This window comes from Alteromonas sp. AMM-1 (assembly GCF_047290655.1).
GTDB lineage: Bacteria > Pseudomonadota > Gammaproteobacteria > Enterobacterales > Alteromonadaceae > Alteromonas > Alteromonas mangrovi.
Window position 1 is genome coordinate 15,900 of record NZ_JBLBUE010000002.1, and the last position, 24,630, is coordinate 40,529.

The 24,630-nt window shown below is 48.4% G+C and carries 16 protein-coding genes; 5 read left to right on the top strand and 11 right to left on the bottom strand.

Going from position 1 to position 24,630, the window contains the following annotated elements; all coding sequences use genetic code 11:
- Positions 1-59: 59 nt before the first annotated feature.
- The 4 genes from ACLR2L_RS00725 to ACLR2L_RS00740 all read right to left on the bottom strand — a co-directional run bounded on the left by ACLR2L_RS00725 (position 60) and on the right by ACLR2L_RS00740 (position 5,265).
- Positions 60-1,622: a sodium/sugar symporter gene (locus tag ACLR2L_RS00725; RefSeq protein ID WP_413364812.1), complete on the bottom strand. Its 1,563-nt coding sequence runs from the start codon at positions 1,620-1,622 to the stop codon at positions 60-62.
- 61 nt (positions 1,623-1,683) lie between these two features.
- Positions 1,684-2,826 (bottom strand): galactokinase, encoded by a 1,143-nt coding sequence (gene galK / locus ACLR2L_RS00730; RefSeq protein WP_140958718.1) that lies wholly within the window; start codon positions 2,824-2,826, stop codon positions 1,684-1,686.
- Between the two features lies 1 nt (position 2,827).
- On the bottom strand, positions 2,828-3,871 hold the full coding sequence (locus tag ACLR2L_RS00735; protein WP_413364815.1) for a UDP-glucose--hexose-1-phosphate uridylyltransferase: 1,044 nt from the start codon (positions 3,869-3,871) through the stop codon (positions 2,828-2,830).
- A gap of 332 nt (positions 3,872-4,203) precedes the next feature.
- On the bottom strand, positions 4,204-5,265 hold the full coding sequence (locus tag ACLR2L_RS00740; RefSeq protein WP_413364817.1) for an aldose epimerase family protein: 1,062 nt from the start codon (positions 5,263-5,265) through the stop codon (positions 4,204-4,206).
- A 184-nt stretch (positions 5,266-5,449) separates the two neighbouring features.
- On the opposite strand from ACLR2L_RS00740, the gene ACLR2L_RS00745 reads away from it, so the two are divergent.
- A complete protein-coding gene (locus ACLR2L_RS00745; RefSeq protein ID WP_413364819.1) occupies positions 5,450-6,454 on the top strand; it encodes a LacI family DNA-binding transcriptional regulator in 1,005 nt (334 codons plus the stop codon).
- A 29-nt stretch (positions 6,455-6,483) separates the two neighbouring features.
- On the opposite strand, the gene ACLR2L_RS00750 is transcribed toward ACLR2L_RS00745, so the two are convergent.
- From ACLR2L_RS00750 to ACLR2L_RS00765, 4 genes are all read right to left on the bottom strand, one after another.
- Entirely contained in the window at positions 6,484-7,470 is a 987-nt protein-coding gene (locus tag ACLR2L_RS00750) for an SMP-30/gluconolactonase/LRE family protein (RefSeq protein WP_413364821.1), read from the bottom strand.
- Positions 7,397-8,101 (bottom strand): sulfite exporter TauE/SafE family protein, encoded by a 705-nt coding sequence (locus tag ACLR2L_RS00755; protein ID WP_413364823.1) that lies wholly within the window; start codon positions 8,099-8,101, stop codon positions 7,397-7,399. The genes ACLR2L_RS00750 and ACLR2L_RS00755 overlap by 74 nt, the downstream gene beginning before the upstream one ends.
- 305 nt (positions 8,102-8,406) lie before the next feature.
- Positions 8,407-9,186 carry an SDR family NAD(P)-dependent oxidoreductase gene (locus ACLR2L_RS00760; RefSeq protein WP_413364825.1) on the bottom strand — a complete coding sequence of 260 codons (780 nt, stop codon included), beginning with the start codon at positions 9,184-9,186 and terminating at the stop codon, positions 8,407-8,409.
- Positions 9,187-9,247: 61 nt separating this feature from the next.
- Entirely contained in the window at positions 9,248-9,967 is a 720-nt protein-coding gene (locus tag ACLR2L_RS00765) for a FadR/GntR family transcriptional regulator (protein WP_413364827.1), read from the bottom strand.
- Between the two features lie 552 nt (positions 9,968-10,519).
- Between ACLR2L_RS00765 and ACLR2L_RS00770 the strand changes: the two genes are divergently transcribed.
- Positions 10,520-12,148 (top strand): sodium:solute symporter, encoded by a 1,629-nt coding sequence (locus ACLR2L_RS00770; protein ID WP_413364829.1) that lies wholly within the window; start codon positions 10,520-10,522, stop codon positions 12,146-12,148.
- Between the two features lie 154 nt (positions 12,149-12,302).
- Positions 12,303-13,208 (top strand): sialate O-acetylesterase, encoded by a 906-nt coding sequence (locus ACLR2L_RS00775; RefSeq protein ID WP_413364831.1) that lies wholly within the window; start codon positions 12,303-12,305, stop codon positions 13,206-13,208.
- A 565-nt stretch (positions 13,209-13,773) separates the two neighbouring features.
- On the opposite strand, the gene ACLR2L_RS00780 is transcribed toward ACLR2L_RS00775, so the two are convergent.
- Both ACLR2L_RS00780 and ACLR2L_RS00785 read right to left on the bottom strand, forming a co-directional pair.
- Positions 13,774-14,055 carry a hypothetical protein gene (locus ACLR2L_RS00780; protein ID WP_413364834.1) on the bottom strand — a complete coding sequence of 94 codons (282 nt, stop codon included), beginning with the start codon at positions 14,053-14,055 and terminating at the stop codon, positions 13,774-13,776.
- 235 nt (positions 14,056-14,290) lie between these two features.
- Positions 14,291-15,316, bottom strand: a complete 1,026-nt coding sequence (locus tag ACLR2L_RS00785) for a family 43 glycosylhydrolase (protein WP_413364836.1) — start codon at positions 15,314-15,316, stop codon at positions 14,291-14,293.
- 112 nt (positions 15,317-15,428) lie between these two features.
- Here ACLR2L_RS00785 and ACLR2L_RS00790 point away from each other — a divergent pair, with 112 nt between their 5' ends.
- A complete protein-coding gene (locus ACLR2L_RS00790) occupies positions 15,429-16,478 on the top strand; it encodes an arabinan endo-1,5-alpha-L-arabinosidase (RefSeq protein WP_413364839.1) in 1,050 nt (349 codons plus the stop codon).
- Positions 16,479-16,685: 207 nt separating this feature from the next.
- Positions 16,686-18,524: an SLC13 family permease gene (locus ACLR2L_RS00795; protein ID WP_413364841.1), complete on the top strand. Its 1,839-nt coding sequence runs from the start codon at positions 16,686-16,688 to the stop codon at positions 18,522-18,524.
- 443 nt (positions 18,525-18,967) lie between these two features.
- Here the strand turns inward: ACLR2L_RS00795 and ACLR2L_RS00800 are convergent, their stop codons facing one another.
- Positions 18,968-23,374: a pectinesterase family protein gene (locus tag ACLR2L_RS00800; RefSeq protein WP_413364944.1), complete on the bottom strand. Its 4,407-nt coding sequence runs from the start codon at positions 23,372-23,374 to the stop codon at positions 18,968-18,970.
- Positions 23,375-24,630 lie beyond the last annotated feature (1,256 nt).

Sequence of the window (24,630 nt, forward strand, 5' to 3'; positions counted from 1 at the left end):
GAATAGCGGGTAAAAAAAAGCCCCTGCAAGAGGGGCTGATGTATTATTAGTTTAGCGGTTTACCACCAAATGATGTAAAACGCGGCCACTACAATGGTGAGCGCCAGTGACGCCAGGTTGAAACCAGAAGTGGTTTTAAAGTCGATGTCTTTCAGTTCAACAGCATTGGCATGGTCGCCTTTACTTTCAATAAGGCTCACAATCACAGCCAGGCCAACACACAGCAGGAATACGATGCCAACACGGTCCATAAATGGCAGTTCAGGCAATAGTAGTTTGAAGCTCAGACTGAATACTGCTGAGCCAATTGCTGCTACCAGACCACCATTCGCCGTGGTTTTCTTCCAGCACATACCCAGCGCAAACAGAGCCACCATACCCGGCGTGAAGAATCCCGTGAATTCCTGAAAATACTGGAATGCCTGATCGAACTGCCCCAATAAGGGTTTCGCTGCCACCATGGCGATTAACAACGCGACCAGACTCACGATGCGGCCTACTTTTACATAGTGCTGCTGCGATTTACCTGGGTTGCGATCTTTATAAATGTCCATGGTGAAAATAGTTGATACGCTGTTTGTCATCGACGCCAGCGACGACACAATCGCCGCTACCAGCGCAGCAAAGATAATGCCCTTAAGGCCAACAGGCATCAGGGTCATCAACGATGGGTAGGCCTGGTCCGCTTTTTCCAAATCAGGCACCAGTAATACGGCGGCGATACCGGGCAGCACTACAATTAACGGCATCAGTACTTTCAGGAAGGCTGCAAACACGATCCCTTTTTGTGCTTCGTGCACACTTTTCGCGGCCAGTGTGCGCTGAATAATGTACTGGTTGAAACCCCAGTAAGACAGGTTCATGATCCACAGACCACCAATGAGTACCGACAATCCTGGCAGGTCCATATAATGCGGGTTGTCCTCGCTGAGGATCATGTCGAATTTACCAGGAAGCTGTTCGGTTACAATATTGAAACCAGCCATCACGCCCTGTCCGTCGCCAATCAGATTTAATGCGGTATAAGACAGGAATAAACCGCCTGCCACCAACAGCACAACCTGAATAATATCGGTCATCGCAACGGCTTTAAGACCACCGTACAGCGAATAGGCTAACGAGAAAAGCCCCAGGAAAATCATGCCGTACATCAAATCAATCCCGGCCATGGTATTAATAGCCAGAGCACCTAACCACAATACCGCAGTCAGGTTTACAAATACGTAAACACCCAGCCAGAATACCGCCATTACCATGCGAACCCGGTGGTCGTAGCGCTGCTCAAGGAACTGTGGCATGGTGTAAATTTTGTGTTTAAGGAAAATAGGCAGGAAGTACTTACCTACAATGATTAAGGTAATAGCGGCCATCCACTCATAAGAAGCAATCGCCAGACCCACCATGTAACCTGAACCCGACATACCAATAATCTGCTCAGCAGATATGTTAGCCGCTATCAGTGATGCACCGATGGCCCACCAAGGTAAACTCGAACCTGCGAGGAAGTAATCATTGGTGTCTTTTTCATGTCCTTTCTCTTCACGTGATACCCACCAGGCAATCCCAATCAGGCCAACCACGTAAACGACAAAGAGCGCTATATCCAGCGTTGCTATGTTCATACTATTTTCCATACACTTTTTGTTGTTTTAATACTACATTTCGGGCAGCTAAGAGGCGTTTTTAAACAAAAGCCCCTTGCTCAGCCGTACAAATGTAAATCGTTTGTTTCAATTGTGTGTGGGCATGATACTTTGCTTCCACCAGTTTAGTCACCTTTTCGGTGAGATTTTTTGGTAATAAAGCAACAACACAACCGCCAAAGCCGCCGCCGGTCATACGCACACCGCCTTGGCTGCCAATTGCTTCACCGACAATCTCTACCAGATAATCAATTGGAGGTACCGTAATTTCAAAGTCGTCACGCATTGATACATGAGACTGCCCCATCAGGGCACTTACGGTTGCTATGTCGTTTTGCTTTAACGCTGCAAACATGGCAACCGTGCGTTCGTTCTCGGTAATAATGTGTCGGGCACGGCGAAACTCTTCATCACTCATATTCCCCTGATGCTCAGCCAGTAAGGCCAGGTCCGCTTCGCGTAAACTCGCCACACCCATTGCTTTTGCTGCACCTTCACACTGCTGGCGACGCAGGTTGTATTCACTGTCTACCAGCCCACGTTTTACGTTTGAATTGATGATCATAATGGCAAAATCATCTGGCAGACTTATATATTGACGAGACAGGTCCCTACAATCCAGTAACATGGCCTGATCTTTTTTGCCCATAGCAGAAATAAGCTGGTCCATAATACCGCAGGAACACCCAACAAAGTTGTTCTCTGCACGCTGACCAATCAGTGCCGCATTCACACCATCCAGATCTAGTTGATACAGCGCGTTAAACGCACTCGCAATGGCCACTTCAAAAGAAGCGGAAGAACTTAGCCCCGCTCCTTGCGGAACGTTACCGGTAATGACCAGGTTGGCGCCCTGTAATTGTGGATATACCAGCAACAATTCTTTGCATACGCCGCGTACATAGTTTGACCATCCCGGGTAATCTACATGCTCAATGTCGTCCAATGAAAACTCACATTTTGCGTAATCGTAGTCAACCGCAACAACACTCACTTTGCGATCGTCCCGGGCAGAACCCAGGATTCTGGTGCCGAAGTTAATTGCCGCGGGAAAAACAAAACCCTGGTTGTAATCCGTGTGCTCGCCAATCAGGTTTACCCTGCCTGGAGCATGTACATCTGCGGTTGGATTGTGTTGATAGAATTCTTCAAATACCGCCAATAATGCGTTGTCTTTCGCCATCTTATTTATTCTCTTTGTAATGCACACTGGATAATGCGCGCAGGCGATCAGCAGCCTGCTCTGGCGTAATATCACGTTGCGCTTCAGCCATCATTTCGTATCCCACCATAAATTTGCGTACGCTTGCTGAGCGCAGCAACGGTGGAAAGAAATGGGCGTGCAATCCCCAATCCGGGCGGAGTTCGCCACTGAAAGGCTGGCTATGCCATCCCATCGAATAAGGAAATGAAGTGTTGAACAAGTTGTCGTACTTTGTGGTGATCACGCCAACAATGTTGGCCAGCGATACCGCTTGCTCTGTTGTGATGTCAGCCAATGAGGACACAGCAAAGCGCGGCAGCAACAGGGTTTCAAATGGCCAGGCGGCCCAGTAAGGCACTACCACAACCCAGTCGTCATTGCTGCAGACTACCCGCTCTTCCTGCGCGAGTTCACGCTTAGCATAATCCAGTAACAAACTACTTCCATGCGTATTGAAGTAGTCAGCAAAGCGCTCAGATTTTTTGGCCGCGAGTGTAGGCATGTGTTTTTGTGCCCATACCTGACCATGAGGATGCGGATTTGAACATCCCATCATAGCCCCTTTATTTTCAAATACCTGTACCCAGGTGTAAGCGTTGCTTAACTCTGCTGTTTGTTCCACCCAGGTGGCAACCACAGCTTCGCGTTGAGCAGGGGTTAATTCTGGCAGCGTTTTACTGTGATCCGGCGAAAAGCAAATTACCCGGCTACAGCCCTGCTCAGCCTGAAAGCGAAACAGTGGGTCATTTGACTCGGCATCTGGTGTATCTTCCTGCAGCGCAGCAAAATCGTTGGTGAACACAAAAGTTTGCTTGTATGCCGGATTCATCTCACCGTTAATGCGCTTGTTGCCAGCGCACAAGTAGCAGGTTTCGTCATAGGCCGGACGGGGCGAGTTGTCGGGTTCGTCACTTTGGCCCTGCCATGGGCGCTTTGCCCGATGCGGCGAAACCAGCACCCATTCGCCAATCAATGGATTGTAACGACGATGAGGATGATCAGAAGGATTGAACGCAGTAGTCATTCCAAAGCCCTTAAAGCAATTCACACTCTAAATATCGTTGCCAAGTATGTACTTTGTTCAACAATGAGGTGTGTGATGATGAATAGGTTAAACGTTTTACCTATTGTAAATAAAAATTCGTTTTTGTAAACAAACTAAGTATGTAATTTTTTAACAATTCAGTTCAGGATATCATTTCACAAATAAATTATTACTTGATATCAATAGCATATTTATGTCTGGAATCGTATTAGGAGACGACAGACCGGCAGGAAGTAAGGTTACTTTTTTGAGCGTACTCAAACTCAGCACGTCAGGCTGCCAGCAACGCTGGCAGCGCAAGGCTATGTGAATTACTCGCTCAACACGTCAAATGCGAAGCGAATATAGGCTTTATATGGTTTTTCAGGAGTGATCCAGAAATCTGGCCGATCAGACCAGTTCGGTGCATCAGGGAAATTCTGAGCTTCCAGGCAAACGCCCGCATGCTTAACAAATGGAGCATCACCCACTGCGGTTCGTGTACCCTGTACAAAGTTACCCGTGTAAAGCTGCACACCCGGCATATCAGTGGATACGGTCATTCTTCTACCACTATTAACCTCACTCAATATGGCAAAGGGCCCCCCCTCTCCTTCAAGCACGAAATTGTGATCATAACCACTGCCAAATTGCATTTGAATGTGATTACTTACCAACCCCTTACCCAAAATTTTAGCTGGTTCAAAATCAAAAGGCGTACCTGAAACAGGCAAGTATTCCTTGGTAGTGATCAAGGTAGAATCTACCGGCGTAATTGCATTAGAGTGTATTCTCAACTGGTGCGCCAGAACATCACCGGTGCCCGCAAGATTGAAATATGCATGGTTAGTCAGACTTACCGGAGTAGTCTTATCAGAGCGGGCAAAAAATGAAATGGTCAGCGTATTGTTTTGGCCTAGCAGGTAACACACCTCAAATTGCTTATTGCCAGGAAATCCGCCTTCCAGATCGCCGTGTTTAACGGTTAAGACAAGTTCACAACCTTGTGGGGTGATGCTATGGCTGGCGCTCCAGAGCTTGTTATGCAGACCAGTACTGCCGCTATGCAGGCAGTTTTCACCGTCGTTCTTTTCCAGCTCATACTTGTTGCCATCCAGACTAAACCGGGCATTGGCAATCCGATTAGCTACCGGGCCGATCGTGCGTCCCAAATAGGCGCTGTCTGCGAGATAGCCTTCAGCGCAATCCATGCCAAGCACAATGTTTGCGAATTTACCGTGTTTATCTTCTGTGCTCACGCTCACCAGCGTAGCGCCTAATGTGCTCACTTTTACCTGCATACCCTGCTCATTGGTGAGCGTAAATAACTCAACATTGCCGCACTCTGCACTGCCAAATGATGCTGATTCAATGCCTGCTTTAAATTGTGTCATGCTGATCTCTTTTATCTGTATTAGCACAAAAGGTTATACGTTTTACCTCATAAATCAATAAGTGTGGTAAACTCTGTTAACAATTTGTTTAGGCTTGCCTATTCATTCTTAAAAAAGCATTACCGCCTGGTGGGGAAATGTTTTACTCTAACGACGAAAATGTGTAACAGGATTTAATAGCTACATGGCAACAATAAAAGATATAGCCAGCGCGGCAGGCGTGTCACTGGCCACGGTTTCCCGTGTTATAAACAATGGCCCCAAAGTAGGCGATGCAACGCGCGAGCGCGTGAAAAAAATTATGGATGAGATGGGCTATCGCCCCAATGCCAATGCACGCGCGCTGGTTACCCAGCGAAATCCAGCGATAGGCGTAGTTATTGCCGAGTTACACGATCCCTTTTTCGCCAGCCTGGCACACGGTATCGAAACAATGTGCCGAACTAACAGTATCCAGATTCTGATGAGTGCGGGGTCTACCAGTCCGGAAACGGAAATGCGCGCTATTGAAACGTTAATGGAGCATCGCTGTGAAGCCATGGTGGTGCACAGTAAGTTCCTCGATGATGATACGTTGGTGCAGTTTGCCAATCAGGTGCCGGGCTTTATTCTGATCAACCGATACATAGAAGCAATTGGCAATCGTTGCGTATGGCTGGATAACCAGGCCGGCGGTAAATTAATGGCAGAACATATTCTGCATCACGGTCATGAAGACATTGCCGTAATTAGTAGCCGCTATCAAATTCTCGACCCGGTTCAGCGTTTGGATGGGATAAAACTGGCCCTTAGCGAAGCGGGTAAACACCTGCCGGAGTCGCATATTGAGTTTGCTACACCGGATCAGGAAGGCGGTGAAATCGCTGTACAAAACCTGTTAGCCAGAGGCGTAAAGTTTACCGCGATTCTGGCATACAATGACGCGATGGCAGCCGGTGCGCTATCTATGTTATTGGATCACAACATATCTGTGCCGGATAAAGTGTCGGTTGTCGGATACGATGACGTATTACTTGCCAAATACTGTCGTCCCAAGCTCACCACATTGCGTTATCCAATTGAAATGATGGCAAAGCATGCAGCCAGTCTTGCATTGGATTGCGCAAAAGGGCAATTTCCAGAACCGGGCACAACGTTTAAATATACACCCACTATTGTTAAACGGGATTCTGTAGCACGGGTTAATTAGCGCGATTGATTGCAGGTCTACTCGCCCAGTTAGCGCCCCATGTTAACCGGGTGTTCTGCAATACCGCGCTGTGTCACATCCAGTTCGAATAGCGCACCGGATAAAGGGTATCTTGCCAGCAGGGACTCACTCAGGCCAATTCTGGCAGTGGTAACAAATAATCGGTCATAATGGGTTCCGGCAAAGGTAACATTCGTTACATTGGGCGCAGGTAACATAATGTGCCGGATAAACCTGCCAGACGCAGAATAACATCGCACGCCAAACCCCTGCCAACAAGCTACCCACAGGTTGCCGCTTGAGTCCACGGTCAGCCCGTCAGGATAGCCTTCGGCCTTGCTGAATTGAATAAAGGGCTGCTTGTCGATTAACTCGCCCGCCCCCCCAACCCTGGCCTGATAAATAACGCGTTCAGAAGAACTCACTGTGTACAGGTACGCTCCGCAAACGCTGAACGCAGGCCCGTTAGACACAATGTATCCGTTATCTACAGAGACCGCACCTTGAGCAGTGAGCCTGTACAACTGACCGGAGGGTTGTTGTTCATGATTATCCATGGTGCCGAAGTACAACTGGCCCTGGCGATCGGTTTTGGCATCGTTAAGACGATTTGAAAGCGGTTCTTCGGGCAATGCGCACACTTTATGTTCTGGCTGGAAATCTTGATTAAGCCAGTATACACCCGATTGAAATCCACCCAGCCAGAGGCCTTCTGTGGTTTCCTTAACCCAGCCAATCGGTTCTGGCATGGGAATTCGTTGAATACTGCGCGTCCGCATACACATTTGAAACAGCGCCGGCGCTTTAATGTCTACCCAAAAGAGGCGATCCAGGGAGGCGCTGTAATGGAGTCCTTCTCCAAGGGTGCAGGCAACAGGATATAAAGCGCGAAGTGCAGCCACAGCCATAAGTTTACAATTCGATAATGAATAAAACGAAGGCTTAGTGTGCCAGAATGAGCGCCACCCCTGCAAATGCAGCCACGGCAAGAATGAGTTTGCGGGTAAACTCCTCATTGATTCTGCGGTTAACAAAATATGACAACAACCACCCGATCAGTATGGCCGGTATGCAGCGCAGGAATAGCTCTAAATCCTTGTGTCCTGCCGCCCCGGTGAACCACAGTACGGCAATGCCGAACATATTGATGTATACAAAGAACACACTGAGATTGGCTTTTATTTTATTTTTGTCTTCAGACTGATATAGCAACCCCATGGGAGCACCGCCCGCAGAGGTAGTGGTACCCATAAATCCAGACACCATGGCGGCAATAAGGTTGCTGATAATACTGATCCTGGGTTTTACCCCTACCAGCGATAACACCACAGCAGCAAGAATACAAAAGCCTAACAGCATCTGGTACTGATGTGCGTCGATGTAAAGCAACACACTACCCGCAACGAGTACTCCAGCGGTGCCCCCCAAAATCGAGAAGCCAGTTTGCTTTAAATCGATATCGTACTGATGTTTCACTGCCAATAACGTGGTGAGCAGTAACGCATTAAGGATCATAGGCCCTGGTACTAACTCAGGCATGAGCAGATAAATCAGTGGCGCACCCAACAAGCCCAAACCAAAGCCGATAACGCTTTGCAGGCAGGCACCCACAATCAAGACCAGATACACCAGCATAAATTCGGTCAAACAAGTATTCCCTTGGTAAACACATCTCGCATGCGTTACTCACAACAATTTACATATTATATTACTTTTAAGGTGTGGACATTGCCAGAATTTACACAATTTTGCAACAACTGACGTTTACCGAAGATTGTACTGTTGTTTGGAATGCGAATTGGTATTACAACACCAGGCGCAATTAATTGCCTGACGCATAGCACCATCGGACTGATGCCAGACTGAGAAAGTAAGGTGAAACGAGTAGGTAACCCGGTGAAAAGGGGTGTCGGGGAATGACTAAACTAATAGAAAAACAGTAACGCTGGCAGTTATACCCAGCCAGCGTCGATGATGAGGGTTTGCGCGGTCATCATTTTGCTGTCGTCAGACGCCATAAACAAAGCGGCTCTGGCAATATCAATCGGTAGCAGCGTTTCGTGAATACACTGGGCTTGCTGGACTTCTTGCACGATGTCAGGGCTTGCCCACCGCGTCATCTGACGCTCTGTCATTACCCAGCCAGGCACCAGCGTATTTACCCGGATTTTATCTGCACCTAACTTAGCTGCCAGCGTACGGGTTAATCCATCGATGGCCGCTTTTGCCGTGGTATACACAGGCATACAGGTTTGCTTCTGACGCCAGCTAACAGAACCCACATTAATGATACTGCCACCACCAGCACGTCGCATTTGTGCTATCACGGCTTTGGCGGCAAAAAAGCTCGGGCGCAAATTCACATCCATGCGATCCTGCCAGTAGGCTTCATCCACTTCTTCCAGTTCGTGACGGGTATCATCGGCTGCGTTATTCACCAGCACACTCACATCGCCATTTACTTCACCGGCCTTTGCGACCGCCTGTTCCAAACTGGGGATGTCGCGAATGTCGCACTCAATGAAAAGGATATCCGCACTATAACGCTGGTTCAAACGTTCAACCAGCGCCTGACTTTTTTCGCAGTTTACATCCACAAAGCAAACTTTGGCACCCTGTGCGCAAAATTGCTCCACCATGACCTCACCAATACCGGTGCCGCCACCAGTAATGAAAACGCTTTTGCCACGTAAGCTAGGATACTGTGCGTTTGTATCAGAAGATTGGATCATAACCAGAATTTACCAGCGCTAAACGACCGTGACACCATAACAGAAATGCCTTTAAAAATCTTTATTCTGCCTGAGCAGATTCACTGATTTTTAACTCGATATACGCCATGGCTTCGTCAATTAAATATGCCATCATGTTCTTAGCGCGCTCGGCCTCACCGCTCTTAATTGCCAGATAGATTTTGCGATGTTCATCGGCAATAGTCTGTAAGCTGTCCTTGGCATTCGTGGTGTACTGAAAACTCACATTCAGTGCAGTGCGAATAAAATCGCGCAACTGATAGAAAAAGCGATTACCACTGGCCAATAATATCGCGGTATGGAACGCCAAATCAGGTTCGTGAATTGAGCCGTGAGATTGTGCTGCGCTGTCCATGTCTGCCAGTGCTTTTTCGATTTGTGCGATGGCTTCTGGCGAACCGCGACGGGCAGCCAGTGCGGCAGCCTGAGGTTCAATGGCAAGGCGCATTTGTAAAAACTCTTTGAGTACCAATAGCGATGGACTGCTTTCAAGCATCCACCCCAGTACACTGGTATCGTATAAATTCCAGTTTTCCGGCGGCTCTACGCGGATCCCCTGACGGGGTCTGGATGAAATCAGGCCTTTGGCCGCCAGCATTTTAACGGCTTCACGAACCGCTGTGCGGCTGATGCCGTATTCATCACATAACTGTGCTTCAGTAGGCAATCCGCTACCTTCGCCGTATTTGCCTGCAATGATTGACTTACCCAGCTCATTTGTAACTCGCTGAGATAGGTTTAAATTCTCAATTCGCGCCATGGGAGTTTATTCTTTTCTGCTTATTGGCTCACACCGACATACTATCATACTTTTCCACCGGCGCTGAGCTAGGGCCTGCTTAACTTTGCTATACACTTTTGCAGCAGTCTGTTTGTCATTTAGACAAGGCGACTGTTTGCAGGTCTAGTGGGCTAAATCAAAAACAGTCAACACAGGATAAATGATAAACACTAGCCGGTTACCGGTCGCTGCCCGAAGGGGTCGTCATGAAAGCATTTTACTCTTTGTCACAGCCCTTTGACGTAGAACAACTATGCCTGCAGGGCTGTTTCGCGATTAAAATGCTTTCATATAGACCAAAAGTTGTACAGCAAAGATAAACAGGCCCTAAACTATTGTTAAAATTCTGAACCCATCATAATGACGTAAAGCCCAGTAGTGCAAGCACTTCGGGCGTTAAATTGCCACGATTATTACAACATTACACAGCAACACATTAACGCAGCATTAACAAAATCGCTTTTCATCCATCAAATTGTAATATAATATTTTTATCCAATAATTTTCTGCCGTACATTTCAAGGTTCATTCATGGTTGAATTAAGTACCCTCGACTGGCTCGTGCTAGCCGGATTTTTTGTCCTTCTGCTAGGTGTGGTTGGCATGTCGATGCGCCAAAAGGAAGAAGACACTGCTGACTATTTTCTCGCTGGCCGCAATGCCAGCTGGTTAGTCATTGGTGCCTCAATATTTGCTTCCAACATCGGTTCTGAGCACCTGGTAGGGTTGTCTGGTTCCGGTGCGCAATCAGGTATGGCACTGGCTCACTGGGAACTGCAATCCTGGATCATCCTGTTGCTGGGCTGGTTTTTTGTACCGTTTTACTGGAGCAGTAAAGTGTACACCATGCCCGAATTTCTGGAGCGCCGTTACAATTCGTCCTCACGCACGTTCCTGTCAGTCATATCCCTGATCAGTTATGTACTTACCAAAGTAGCGGTAACTGTGTATGCAGGTGGTATCGCCTTTAAAACCATCCTGGGTATCGACAGTATCTGGGGTATCGACTTCTTCTGGATCTCGGCACTGGGTCTGGTCATTATTACGGGTATCTACACCGTACTTGGCGGCATGAAAGCCATCATGTGGACGTCGGTACTGCAAACACCCGTCCTGATTATTGGTTCGGTAGTCATTCTGGTGGTGGGATTGGATCAAGTGGGTGGCTGGTCTGAAGTTGAACGCATCAACGAAGCTAATCTGCACCTTATTCGTTCGGCCAGCGATGCCGAATTCCCCTGGCCAGGTATTATCTTTGGTTCATTTATTATTGGTTTTTGGTACTGGTGTACCGACCAGTATATCGTTCAGCGCGTGCTATCAGCTAGAGGCATAAAAGAAGCGCGTCGTGGTGCCATGTTCGCCGGTTACCTCAAGCTGCTTCCGGTATTTATTTTCCTGTTCCCTGGCATGATTGCCGTTGCCTTAAAAACCAAAGGCATAATCAGCTACGACAGTGCAGACCAGGCCTTTCCAACACTGGTAGCCCAGTTGTTACCCTCAGGCGTGAAAGGTATCGTAATTGGTGGTTTGGTAGCGGCATTGATGAGTTCACTAGCGTCGCTATTCAACTCGTCTGCCACCCTGTTCACTATCGATTTTTACAAGAAATTCAAACCAGAATCCACCGAGAAGCATCTGCTAAAAGTGGGGCGGATTGCCACCATTGTTATCGTAGTACTGGGTATTCTGTGGATCCCCGTGATGAGCCTGATTGCCGATGTGCTGTATGAATATCTGCAAAGCGTGCAATCGCTGATTGCGCCTGGTATTGCCGCAGTCTTCCTGCTCGGTTTGATTAGTCGCCGCATTACGCCAGCCGCGGGTTATATTGGTTTGGTATCGGGTTTCGTACTTGGCATGATCCGTCTGGTGCTACTGCCTTTCAGAGACAGCATTGAAGGCACTGCCTTTGCCTGGATCATCAACATGAACTGGCTGTACTACTGTATTCTGCTGTTTGTGATTGTTACCGTAGTAATGATTGCAGTAAGTATGTTTACCGAGCGTGCAAGCGACGAAAAACTTAAAGGCCTGACGTTCAGAACACTGGGCAAAGGCACTATGCGCGAAGTGATCGACGGCCTCGATAAATGGGATTATATCCACACAATTGGGATTTTGGGCATTACCGCGTTCATCTATATTCGCTTCTGGTAAACCGGATATGAGTTGACCCTGGATAGCGGGCGATTACGGAGTATGTAATCGCCCGCTTTTTCGTATTTGAAACCGGATTAAAAAAAGCAACACACCGATGGCAACTTACAGTAGGCTGGGTGTATCACACGAGACATACACAACATATATGCCTATGAAACGTTATTCCATCCTGTTGCTCCTGTCATTTTTTGCGCTCACTGCGCAAGCCAAAACCTACAAAGTGTATTACCTGGGTGGGCAATCCAATATGGCGGGTTACGGCAACAATGCCGAGCTTTCCGAGCCCTATACCTCTGCACAACCTGCATTACGAATCTTCAATGGCAACCCGGCTGGCGACTTCAGCAACGGTGGTGGGAGAGGCATTTGGGATGCGCTACAGCCCGGATATGGCAGAAAGTTTAAATCTGACGGTGAAGCCAATCATCACTCTGATTTTTTTGGTCCGGAACTGGGTTTTGGGCACCGTATAGCTGAACTTAACCCCAACGACAATGTTGCCATTATCAAGTACGCCCTGGGAGGTTCAGCACTGGGGTATGGCGTAGGTAACAACTGGTTTCCCGACTACCGCAGGGGAAATGGAATAAATCAGTATGACCACGCACTGAATACATTCCAGCAGGCCTTTGCAGTACGCGATATAGATGGTGATGGTGAGGCCGACACCCTCATTCCCGCGGGGATTATTTGGATGCAAGGTGAGTCGGATGCCTATGACAGCGAAGTGGTGGCCAATCAGTATTTGCACAACCTGAAAAACATCATGGCGCTATTACGCGCAGCGTTGAGAGCACCCGATTTACCGGTAGTCATAGGCAAAATTACCGACTCTCACAATGACCCGGAAGACGGCTTACGTATGAACTGGGGCCACATTGTGCAACAAGCCCAAATGGTGTTTGAGCAGGAAGATGTGTGCGCTGATTTGGTTACGGTAACCGAGTCTTTCCAACATTTGGACGACGGCTGGCACTACCATTCAAAAGACTATATTACGCTGGGTAGTGCCTTTGCAGACAGTGTTCACAACCTGAATAAGGCATGTAACAAGTAGGCTTTAGTTGCGCTCTACCATTTTAATTGGCATACCGTTTTCATTTCTCGGCACACGCTTTTCGCGGCGTGCAGGCTTATCTTCCCATTCTGGTTTTACAATCAGGAAATAGTAAACGGCATAATCTAGGGCGTGTTGATCTTTGCTGTACGACTTTTGGTCTATATGAAAGCATTTTAATCGCGAAACAGCCCTGCAGGCATAGTTGTTCTACGTCAAAGGGCTGTGACAAAGAGTAAAATGCTTTCATGACGACCCCTTCGGGCAGCGCCCGGTAACCGGCCAGTGTGCGCCATTTATACTGCGTTGACTGTTTTTGATTTAGGCCCACTAGACCTGCAAACAGCCACCTTGCCTAAATGGCGCACACTGGCCAGCTATGGGCTGCTGCAAAAGTGCACAGCAAAGAACAACACGCCCTGGCCAGGAACATAAAAAAGACAATAGAAACCACATCAATTTTTTAGCGCCTGACGCTTTGCGGGAACACAATGCACAAAGCCAGGGTAAAACACTAAAGAGAAAGCCTAGAAGTACGACTAACAAAAACGCGATTATTTCCATATTAACCCCACAGCCCTGGTTTCACTTTATGCCAGTCTTTCTTACGATAAATAATTATCGCTATCGGTAAACCCCACAGGGCAAATAGCGGTTGAGCCGGACCTGGGCTAATAATGGCGAAGAAAGCGAACGTTATTACAACAAACAGTGCCAATGCAAACCTGGCTCCTTTGGAATATTCCACCCGAACCAACATGCCTTGTTTCATGGCGATGAGTTCGAGCATTAACGCTACAACAACAATACCTAACAGGACGAGCTGAACTGAGCTGATTGCATCCATTTTCATTTCCCTATGAAGCGTGCAATTGAATGAAATTTAATCTTAGTGGTTGTGCTATTGCATTGCAAGCCGAAGGTCCCGGTGTTCGCTTCGCGAAACCGGGATGACAGGAGAGAATAATAAACCCCGATGGTACGACAAAATATCAATCAGGATGACACTGGAGAATACCGCTCAGAATGGAATAATCCAATCGGCTGTACATCCATGTACCTTATTTTTTACCTTATTGTCGCTAGTCAGTTAACTCGGGTTGCAATACCGGAAATCCCTCGGCATCCCAATAAATAACCCGCGCTCTGGCGTGTCGATTTGGGTCGGTCAAAGGATTACCGCGCAGTGTTTCATAATCGCGACTGTGGTAAATCATCACATCCGTTTTACCATCTTCGGCTTTTACAAAACTGTTGTGGCCCGGACCAAAACGCCCGGCTTCCGCATTAGTAGTGAAAATGGGCTCCTCACGCTTGTGCCAGCTAGCAGAGTCCAGTAAATCCGCGTTTTCATCTGCCCATAACAATCCCATCGCATAACGATGATCGGTAGCACTGGCTGAATAGGTAATCAGCACACGACCATGCCTGATGATAACCGCCGCCCCCTCATTCACTTTATAGCCAAGCACTTCCCAATTAAGTTTAGGTTCGCTGAGTAAGGTTGCCGTCTCGAATTTAATTGACGTGGGAGAGTCCATCTCGGCTATCCACAAAGCGGAATTATACGTGCGTTTGGCATCCTGCTGAGCCCAAACCAAATAGCGCTTTCCACGATGTTCAAAGGTGGTTGCATCTAACGAAAAGGAATCGACAGGCGTAGCAATGCGCCCCGCTTCCTCCCACTTTCCTTCCATGGGGTTTTCTGCTGTATTTTTCAGTGCGTACATGCGAATGCTCCACGGGTGATCAATATCACCAGCGGCAAAATAGATATACCAATCGCCATCGACTTCATGTAACTCCGGAGCCCATATATTTACGCTCATCGGGCCTTTGGCGTTTTTCTTCCAAATCACTTTTGGCTCAGCAATTTTCAAATCGTTTAACCGGCAGGCGGCACGCAGCTCAATTTCATCAAATTTCGGCGACGTGCCAATGAATGTATAACACCCGGTATCATCGTGCCTGACTATCCAAGGGTCGGCTCGCTGTACCACTATTGGGTTATCAATTGGTTCAAGTGGGGCTGCATTCGATGCCATGCTCAGCCCAACCAGGGTGAGGCTTACCAGTTGCAGCGCTTTATAGATAGTTTGTTGTAACATAGCTTACACCTGTTTTGCGGTTGCCAAATTGCTAACCAATTATTAATATTGTATTACATATTTAACATGATCGCTGCTACACTTAGCAAACGCTTTTTGAATTGAGGTAAAAATGATTCAATATCGAACTTTCCCGCTGGCAAACCGATTAGTCAAAGCTGGCTCAGGGGTGTTAGCAAGCGCCCTGCTCATCGCTGGCTGCGGCGCGCACGCCAAGCAGGTTGAAGTGCATGATCCGGTTATGACCAAAGCCGGAGATACCTACTATGTATTCAGTACCGGCCCTGGTATTACCTACTACGAATCTAAAGACATGGTTAACTGGCAGCTTACGGGACGGGTATTCCCTGACGAGCCAAGCTGGGCCCGCCGCGTAGCACCAGGCTTTAATGGCCATCTGTGGGCACCGGATATTTATCAAAAAGACGGTAAATTCTACCTGTATTACTCCGCCTCTGCGTTCGGCAAAAACACCTCTGGCATTGGCGTAACGGTTAACACCACGCTGGACCCAACATCGCCGGATTACGAATGGGTTGATTACGGCGTTGTGATTGACTCTGTGCCCAATCGCGATCATTGGAACGCCATTGACCCAGCCATTGTCGAAGATGACGAGGGCAATGCCTGGATGAGCTTCGGTTCATTCTGGGAAGGGTTAAAACTGGTAAAACTGGATGACGATATGGTGCGTCTGGCTGAGCCACAAGAGTGGCACACCATTGCCAAACGTCCCGGAGCCAGTGTCGCTAATGATGCTGATCCGGGAGAAGGTGCCATTGAAGCGCCCTATATTTTTAAGCAAAACGGCTATTACTATTTGTTTGTCTCTTTCGACAAGTGTTGCCGCGGCATGGACAGCACCTACAACGTACGCGTTGGCCGCAGTAAAACTGTGACGGGACCTTATCTGGACAGGGACGGCGTGTCGTTGCTTGAAGGCGGCGGCACGTTGGTGATTGAAGGCAATAAAGATTGGGTAGCGCTGGGTCACAATGCAGCCTACACCTTCGACGGCAAAGACTATCTGGTACTTCACGCCTATGAAACCGCCGATAACGCACTGCAAAAATTACGTATTCTGCCCATTACCTGGGACGATAACTGGCCTGTTGTAGACGCAGCTGACCTAAACCATCGGAAAACTCAACTGTTAAAATGATGGGTTGATTTACGATCTCTCCCGTGTTGTTCGCAAGGATAGCGAACAGACCCACTACACGGGAGGTTTTAAGCGCATGTCGAACAATTATTTTCGGCTCTTTTTCCGCTATTACCTGATTTATTGATCCAATGACTGGTGCCAGCACACCAGGCAGCGTTAAGCTGACATCTCTACTAACCGTTCAACCTCAGGGAAGACGTGATCGTGCTATCGATACCTGCTCATTGGCATGTCCATATTGTGTTTGTCATTATTGCCGTCGCCGCGCTGCTCATGGCAACAAACCGCGTACGGTACGACATGATTGCCATTATGGTTATGCTGGCGCTTATGCTAACCGGTGTCACTACGGTTGGAAGCGCGCTTTCCGGCTTTGGCAATACGGTGGTTGTGCTCATTGCAGGCCTGTTGGTGGTGGGGGAAATGCTCGATCGTACGGGCGTCGCCAGATTTGTTGGCGATTGGATAGCTGATCACAGCCAGGGGTCGAAAACCAAATTACTGATCATGCTTATGCTGGCCTGCGCCATGTTGAGCGCCGTAATGAGCTCTACGGCAGTCGTTGCTATTTTTATTCCTATCGTTATGCGAATTGCCCGTCACACGGCAAACAATCCGGGCAAACTGTTACTGCCAATGTCGTATGCAGCGCTGGTAAGTGGCATGCTTACACTCATTGCCACTCCGCCCAACCTGGTGATAAGCGGTGCACTTAGCAGTCAGGGATTCCAACCTCTGGGTTTCTTCTCCTTCAGCATAATGGGGGCAGTGGTATTAGCCGGGCTGATGGTTTACATGGTATCAGTTGGTAAACACTGGCTGCCTGATTCGGGTAAAGATGAAACACTGTCGGTACAGCGCACAATTCAGGCGTTGTGGGATGAATACCGGGTAAACCGGGAACTGGTGTATCTGCAAATTGGCCCGGATTCACCCTTACATGGCAAAACCATTGCACAAAGTGAACTTTACAATCGCCATGGATTACGCATTCTGGACCTTTCTCAACGAGTAAGGGGCTGGCGTGAACTAAAAGCCGGCGTTTCACCCGATATTGTGCTGCACAGCGATGATGTATTACATGTCGCTATTCCGGCTGATCAGCTGGACACAGTTAAGCAAACCTATCAACTATTCGGTTTTCATCCTTCGCAACTGGAAGCTCAATATCGCAGTTGGGAGTTTGGTGCAGTGAGTGTGTTGATTCACCCGGAATCCAGGCTCATCGGCAAAACCATCCGGGAAACCCGGTTCCGCGACAGATACGGGCTGGATGTGTTCGGTGTAAGACGCAACAGGGCATCCGTTGAACAATTTCAGGATCTCATTTTACAGCCGTCCGACAGTTTGTTAGTCACCGGGCCGTGGGCCAAAATCACGCACCTGCAACAGCAAAATCATGATTTTGTGGTACTGGAAAAGCCCGCAGAGGCATCGGAAGTGGTACCGGCATTTCAGAAAATGCCAGTAGCCTTGGGGATTACCGCGCTAATGGTGTTGAGCTCAGTGTTCAACTGGATGCCATTGGTGGCATCCGTATTAATTGCTGCGCTGGCGGCAGTGGTTACCCGCTGTTTAAGTGCCGCCGATGCTTACCGGGCAATTCACTGGCAAAGCCTGGTACTGCTGGCCGGTATGCTGCCACTAGCCGATGCGCTTCAGCAAACCGGTGGCACAACCCTCATAGTAGAAAGTTTACTGCACGTTGCCGAAGGCGCCTCACCACAAACGTTGTTAGTTATGGTGTTTTTTATTACTGCGCTACTTACCAATATTTTATCGAATACCGCGTCGGCAGTACTGATGGCCCCGATAGCAATTAGTCTGGCACAGCAGTTAGGGGTATCGCCCTACCCCTTGGCATTAACGGTGTTATTTGCGGCATCAGCAGCCTTTATGACACCCATCGCTTCGCCCATAGTGACGCTAATTGTTGAACCAGGAAAATACCGCTTTAGCGATTTTATAAAGTTGGGCACACCGATGTTGCTGTGGGTATTTGCCTGTTGTTACTTGTTGATTCCGCTGTTTTTTCCGTGGTAAACGGTAAAGCCAGCAATCAGTTGTTTTTAATCAGAAGCCGTATTATTGGCTTCATCTACAAGTTTGGACTTCTTCTTGATCTTGCAGTCCAATATACGCTGGGTATTTTTCCTGCCCAAGTAAAACGCCACCGTGTACGGATGCGCTCGTTTGAAGAATCGTTTTATTGCTTTCATCATAACATCCTCCTTTGTGTCTACTGTGATAAAAAGCGGCAATACAAACGTCACTAAAACCAAAAATGTATACCAAAATTATTTTAGTGACTGTTTTTATTACAGTAGAAAACAAAAAAAAGATCAAGAATGGTATGTAAACCCGTTATCGAAGCGTGTAAATCAATCATCTTATTTACACCTATAAAAAAATCCGCGCACTTTTCAGTTACGCGGATTTTTTATATTTTGCAGGTGCCAACCTGCATGTTGGATTGGCGGGAAATATTATTCCAGATACACCAGTCGAAGGTTATCCAGTACCACTACGCCGCCACTTTCCGTGCGAAGCTGGATAAAGGAGTTTGCTGTGGCAACCAGGCCCTCTACTTCCAGCGTACCAACGGTCAGTTCGCCGATAAGCTTGGTATAGAACTTCGAGCTACCGCCATGCATAGACTTACTGCTGCTACTGCTATTGTTGTCTACGTAGATTTGGAAGTTATTGTCACCATCCGGATCACTTACGCTAATAACATCAACCAGCACTTTGTAAGGGCGGCTTAAGTCAAATACCCCCCGTCCGGCAGTGTCACCTGCAGCCGTTTCAGTACCTGGCTGCGTGTCTCCGATTGAGAAACGGGCGCTGTCCAGAGTGATTTGGCCGTCGGTTATAGTGATACCGCTACCACCACCAGTAACATTGTACAGTGCAGCCGAGCTGTCATCAGGCAGAGACTTGTAGTCGGCGCTGAAGAAGGCTGAGGCATCTGCCGCATTGAAGTCTTCGGTGTATGGCAAGGTAACATCGGTAGTTTCACCTGTGCCAGTACCGCCGTTTCCATCACCACTGCCGTCTGTGATTGCAGGAATATCCAAACCAGACTGGTCAAGCTTACCCACACCCGCATGGTTAATTACCTTGCTCTTCACAATGCTGGTGTCATCCAGATTGTAGTCGTAAGGCACTTCATAGCTGCTGGTAGGCGTTTGATCAGGACCAGCCGATACGTCGGTGCCAGATGGCGTAGTCCAGGTTACACCGGTACCAAACAAGTTACCTGACGTATTCCAATAACCAATCACGTCTGAGTAGAACGATACAATCGGGTTCTGCGTGTTTTCAAACACGTTGTTCTCGACTTGCAGCTCTGCACCAATTCGCGAGTTAATGGCGGTTGAATTGATGTTGTTGTAGTAGTTGTTGTACAGGTGTCCATGACCGTAACGGAACAGCGGTAAACGCGACTCAATGTTTTCGAAACGGTTGTGATGGAACGTGATCAAACGCTCGGTGTTATCACTGCCTGTATCAGACTCGGTATGACCATGCAGCGACGCTTTCCAGTGATCGTGCAGGTAGTTGTACGAAATCGTGATGTTTTTGGCACCTGATTTCGAGTCAATCAAACCGTCATAGTAGTCTTTATCTACGTTCAGCGTGCTGTACAGCTCGTTGTGATCGATCCAGATATTGCTGGTAGTTGAACCATCGTTATCACCTTCGATAGAGATAGCGTCTTTAGCACCGGTTAATACGTGATGGATCTTCAGGTTTTGTACAATGATGTTGTTTGCACGGCGAATCGAGATACCGATACCGTCGAACTCACCGCGGTCAGCCACACCGATTATCGACACGTTATCCATGTCTTTAATTTCGATAGAGCGGCCGCTGCCATCATTGTTGGCGTCAGTGATCACACCATCAACATAAATGGTGATAGGTGAATTGGCGTCTTTGGCCTGTTTAAGGGCTGCGGTTAGCTTAGCGCCGGTATCCACGGTAACCACCATACCACCTGCACCACCGGTAATATCGAAGTTATAACCCGCAAAACCTTTATCAATTTCCGCTTCAACAATCACAGGAGCGTCAATTGGCTGAGGATCCCAACCTGCGCCGTCGTTGTAGCCGGCAAACACTGCAGTTCGACTGCTGTAATTAGCCGCCTCACTGTCACTCAGAATGTAGCCGCCCACACGTGCATTCAGATCCAACGGGTTACCCTGCGCATCTGTGCTGCCGTATTCGCGCCAGCCTCCCGTAGCCGTTGCCGGATCAGGTGTTGGCTGTGGCTGGCTGTTAATACCGTTGTAAGCCCAACCCACTGTGGCAATGTGCTCACCAAAGGTATTGTTGATCAACGTAATATTGTCGAAGTAGCTGCTATTACCTCCACTACGCGCAATATAGGTTGAACCCGCTTCTACAGTTGTACCCAATGGACCAGGGCCATGCGTAAAGTCGCTGTTCAGGAATACAAAGCCCGGATCGGCTGCGTTTTGTACACGGGCCTGCAGCACATAGCCACCAGGCGAGGTTGCATCAGCACCGTACTTGGAATCACCGATAGTGCGGATTTCACTGTCTTCAAACAAGGCCGCCGTTACGTAACCCCAAATGAAGTCGACGTTACCCGCCACCAGCGTGTTATAGAACCAGCTGTAGCCTTTCAGCAGTAGAGTATCCTGCTCACTCATGAAGTTCATGTTGTTGGCTACTAAACGGTGACTACTGTTGAAGTAAATGGTCTCCGCCTGGTTTGAATCCACGTTATTACGGGTATGACTGTTCTTCAGTGTGAAGTTGTTCAGTACCAGCATGTCAGCACTTTCTACCAGGAACACACTGCGACCACCATTTGGTGTACCTGTGCCCAGCGGTTCGCTGCCACCTGTGCCGCCGTTGAACGACTCATAGTTGTCGTAGTAAATAACGGTATCATCGCGGTCTTCACCCTGAATGGTCAGGTTGTTTTTATTGCGAACATACAACAGTTCGTTATACATACCCGACTTCACTGTAATAGTAGCTGCGGTGTCTTTTGCCACATTTTCCATTACATAGTTCAGTGCGCCCTGTACGGTACGGAAGTCTGCCTGACCGTCGTCATCCACGGTTACATCGCTACCTGACGGGCCAATTTCCTGCGTTGAGAATGACCAGCCAGCGTTTTTACCCATTCCGGTAAAGTCGACGCCGTTCAGTTGTGTATTGGTAACCACACCGTCACCTATTGCAACGTAGTAAGTTTGGTCGTAAGCAAGCGCATTGTTATGCGGCACAATGGTCAGGGTGTTGCCATCTACGTTAAACGCACGGTAGTTCACTCTGCGCAAACGATCCTGACCGGTGTAACCCAGCGTGTTAATCTCTCCACCCAAGGAAATCACGTCCACCACTGTATCGTCTGCAGCGTTGTAGATACGTACCTCGCCCACTTCACCCAAAGTAGGTGCGCTGTCGAAGGTCAGCATCAGCTTGCCATCGATGTACGCGCCAGTCGCTGACGTCGCTGGTGATACCTTACCGGTTAAATCGCCGTACTCGCTGGAAGGCATGACGAAACCTTCGGTTACCATTACGTCGATACTACGGGTCAGTGTGGCGTCAGAGCCAGACGTAAAGGTAATGGTGGCACTGCCTGCACCTACCGGAGTAAGTGTTACGTTAGGGCCATCAACCGTTACGGCTACTACGCTGTCTTTAGACGATGTAACAGTGTAAGTATCGTCAGTAATGCCGTCGTTCTTCACAGCAGTGACATACACGTACAGTGGATCACTGGTGGTAGTGGTATCCCATGTAGTGTCTTTGTAGTCCAGCGTTAGCTGTACGGGTTTAACGCTCGGATCACCTACTTTAAAGTCGTCCATTTCGAACGAACGGTTGTTGGTGAACATACCAATCAGCCCTTTCGCGGTGAACGTGCTATCGGTTACTGAGCCCATTTCTTCGCCGTCGAGGTACGCTGTGAGCGTTTCGCCTACCAGGTCGAAGCGTACGCGATACCACACGCCATCGGTTCCGTCCTGCTCACCCATTAACAGCGGTGTTTTTGCCTGAACAGGACGGCTAATTGAACCATCTGTACTGATTGCAATTTCAATCCGTGTGTTACTGGATGAATTTTGCAGGTTCATACCGCCGCCGTACCAGTTACCTTCACTGTCGTAACGGGCAGTAAAGTAGAGCTGTTTATTGGCAGTAGTGCTGTTCTGACGAGGGCGAATTCGCGCTTCCACAAAATAATCTGCGGTATCCGGAATTTTCGCCATGGCGGCTTCGGTTAACTGCAGAATTTCGCCTCCGGCACTGCCTGCGGTATAACGCAGTATTTTGTTGCCTTCATCGTTGTAGATGTCGAAACTGCCTACCGCACCTTCTGTGTTATCTGGCTGCGCCAGAACTTCCCAGTTATCGGTTGTACCGCTGGCAAAGTCATCACAGAAATACAATTCAGGCTGATCGTCACACGAGAACACGCTGGTGTCGTCCAGATATTCGATACGCAGGTTATTAATCACCACAGTACCGCCGCTTTCTGTGCGAAGTTGCAGGAAGGAGTTTTCAGACGCGATAGGTCCTTCCACTTCCAGCGTAGTGCCAGGGGTAAGCGTGTTAATCAGTTCACTGTAGAATTTTGACGCTCCACCGAGTATCGATTTGCTACTGCTACTGGTGTTGTTATCAACATAAATCTGGAAGTTGTTATCGCCATCGGGATCACTTACCGACACAATGTCCATGACTACTTTATACGGGCGACTTAAATCCAGTACACCAGAGTGAGTAACGTCATCCGCCGAGGTTTCCACATCAGGTGTGGAGTTACCAATGGTAAAGCGACCAGAGTCGATTTGCAGACCCTCGCTAACCACTACCACTGTTCCCCCGGTCCGGGTGTACATTGGCAGCGTTTCACCAGCGCTATTAACCAGGCTGGCAAAGGCGTCTGAGAAAATGTCTTCTGTTACACCCACAAAGTCATATACCAGTGGTAAATCAACCTGAGGAATAACAGGTTGTTCCGGTGTATCCGGTTCTTCTGGCTCTACTGGTTCCTCCGGCTCATCAGGCACATCCACCGCATCAGCAACCGTTTCAATGGTCAGGTTATCAATTGTGATGCTACCTGAACTATCGGTACGGAACTGGAAGAAAGAGTTGGTTACATCAGGATTTAAAATACGCGCATCCGGATCATCTGCTGGCAATCCGGTTACATCTGTGCCCGGTACATACGTGTAGGTATAACGCTGGCCTACCGGGAAGTTTTCTTCAGTAATGCTTAAACCAATAAACTTACTGGCCGCGCCCTGAATTGACTTGCTTTGGCTGGTAGTGTTGTTGTCTACATACACGTTAAGGCTACCGGCGCCATTGTGGGCAACCACGTCAAAGCTGATGGTAAAGCCCTGGCTGATATTAAAAATACCGGTTCCTACCGTATCGGTATCGGCGGTTTCTGCTCCTGGATTTGCAGCCGCGTTACCTATAGTAAAACGTGCACCAGCCAGGGTTAACTGGCCTAAATCCGGATCGATAATCGGGCTACCGCCCGTTTTGTAGTACATAGGGCCAGCGTTTTCATCGTCGCTTAACCGCTTGTAACCCGAAGAGAAGAACGTAGTGATATCGGTATCAAAGCTTTCCGCCAGCGCAGGCTCAATAGCTGACGCGGCCTCTTCCAACGCAATCAGTTCCAGATCGGCTTGCTCTTCAGTTAATACCAGTAAATTGTCCTTCGGATCTTCGTCGGCGTCACAGCTACGTACCAAACTGGTCACGGCCTGGGTTGGGTTGTCGAACCAACACATGCTGTAAACCTGATTCACGGTATTAAACGAACGCGACACCAGGTAATGGGTGCTGGTTTCTGTAGTCAACACCAACGCCCGACGACCAAAGGCATAGCCATAAGTACCGGTAACGGAGGTTTCCCCTTCCACCATGGTAAAGGTACCCGTCATTCCGGTAGCGTCATCCGGGGTAAAATCTATGCTGTTTTTAACCGCTGTTTTGCCGCGAATGAAGGTGTTGTAAAGCGTGCCGGTAATCAATTCTACGTTAATGGCATTGGTAAGCAGCGTGCCGTATTCTGATTCCAGATAATTCACAAAGTGTTCTACGGCATCGTCGTAGCTAACCAAACTGGCGCTACCGC

Coding starts and splice junctions, on each gene's coding strand:
- ACLR2L_RS00725 (WP_413364812.1), bottom strand. CDS start 1,622: ATGAACATAGCAACGCTGGATATAGCGCTCTTTGTCGTTTACGTGGTT.
- galK (WP_140958718.1), bottom strand. CDS start 2,826: ATGGCGAAAGACAACGCATTATTGGCGGTATTTGAAGAATTCTATCAA.
- ACLR2L_RS00735 (WP_413364815.1), bottom strand. CDS start 3,871: ATGACTACTGCGTTCAATCCTTCTGATCATCCTCATCGTCGTTACAAT.
- ACLR2L_RS00740 (WP_413364817.1), bottom strand. CDS start 5,265: ATGACACAATTTAAAGCAGGCATTGAATCAGCATCATTTGGCAGTGCA.
- ACLR2L_RS00745 (WP_413364819.1), top strand. CDS start 5,450: ATGGCAACAATAAAAGATATAGCCAGCGCGGCAGGCGTGTCACTGGCC.
- ACLR2L_RS00750 (WP_413364821.1), bottom strand. CDS start 7,470: ATGAGGAGTTTACCCGCAAACTCATTCTTGCCGTGGCTGCATTTGCAG.
- ACLR2L_RS00760 (WP_413364825.1), bottom strand. CDS start 9,186: ATGATCCAATCTTCTGATACAAACGCACAGTATCCTAGCTTACGTGGC.
- ACLR2L_RS00765 (WP_413364827.1), bottom strand. CDS start 9,967: ATGGCGCGAATTGAGAATTTAAACCTATCTCAGCGAGTTACAAATGAG.
- ACLR2L_RS00770 (WP_413364829.1), top strand. CDS start 10,520: ATGGTTGAATTAAGTACCCTCGACTGGCTCGTGCTAGCCGGATTTTTT.
- ACLR2L_RS00775 (WP_413364831.1), top strand. CDS start 12,303: ATGAAACGTTATTCCATCCTGTTGCTCCTGTCATTTTTTGCGCTCACT.
- ACLR2L_RS00780 (WP_413364834.1), bottom strand. CDS start 14,055: ATGGATGCAATCAGCTCAGTTCAGCTCGTCCTGTTAGGTATTGTTGTT.
- ACLR2L_RS00785 (WP_413364836.1), bottom strand. CDS start 15,316: ATGTTACAACAAACTATCTATAAAGCGCTGCAACTGGTAAGCCTCACC.
- ACLR2L_RS00790 (WP_413364839.1), top strand. CDS start 15,429: ATGATTCAATATCGAACTTTCCCGCTGGCAAACCGATTAGTCAAAGCT.
- ACLR2L_RS00800 (WP_413364944.1), bottom strand. CDS start 23,374: ATGTACACCCGGACCGGGGGAACAGTGGTAGTGGTTAGCGAGGGTCTG.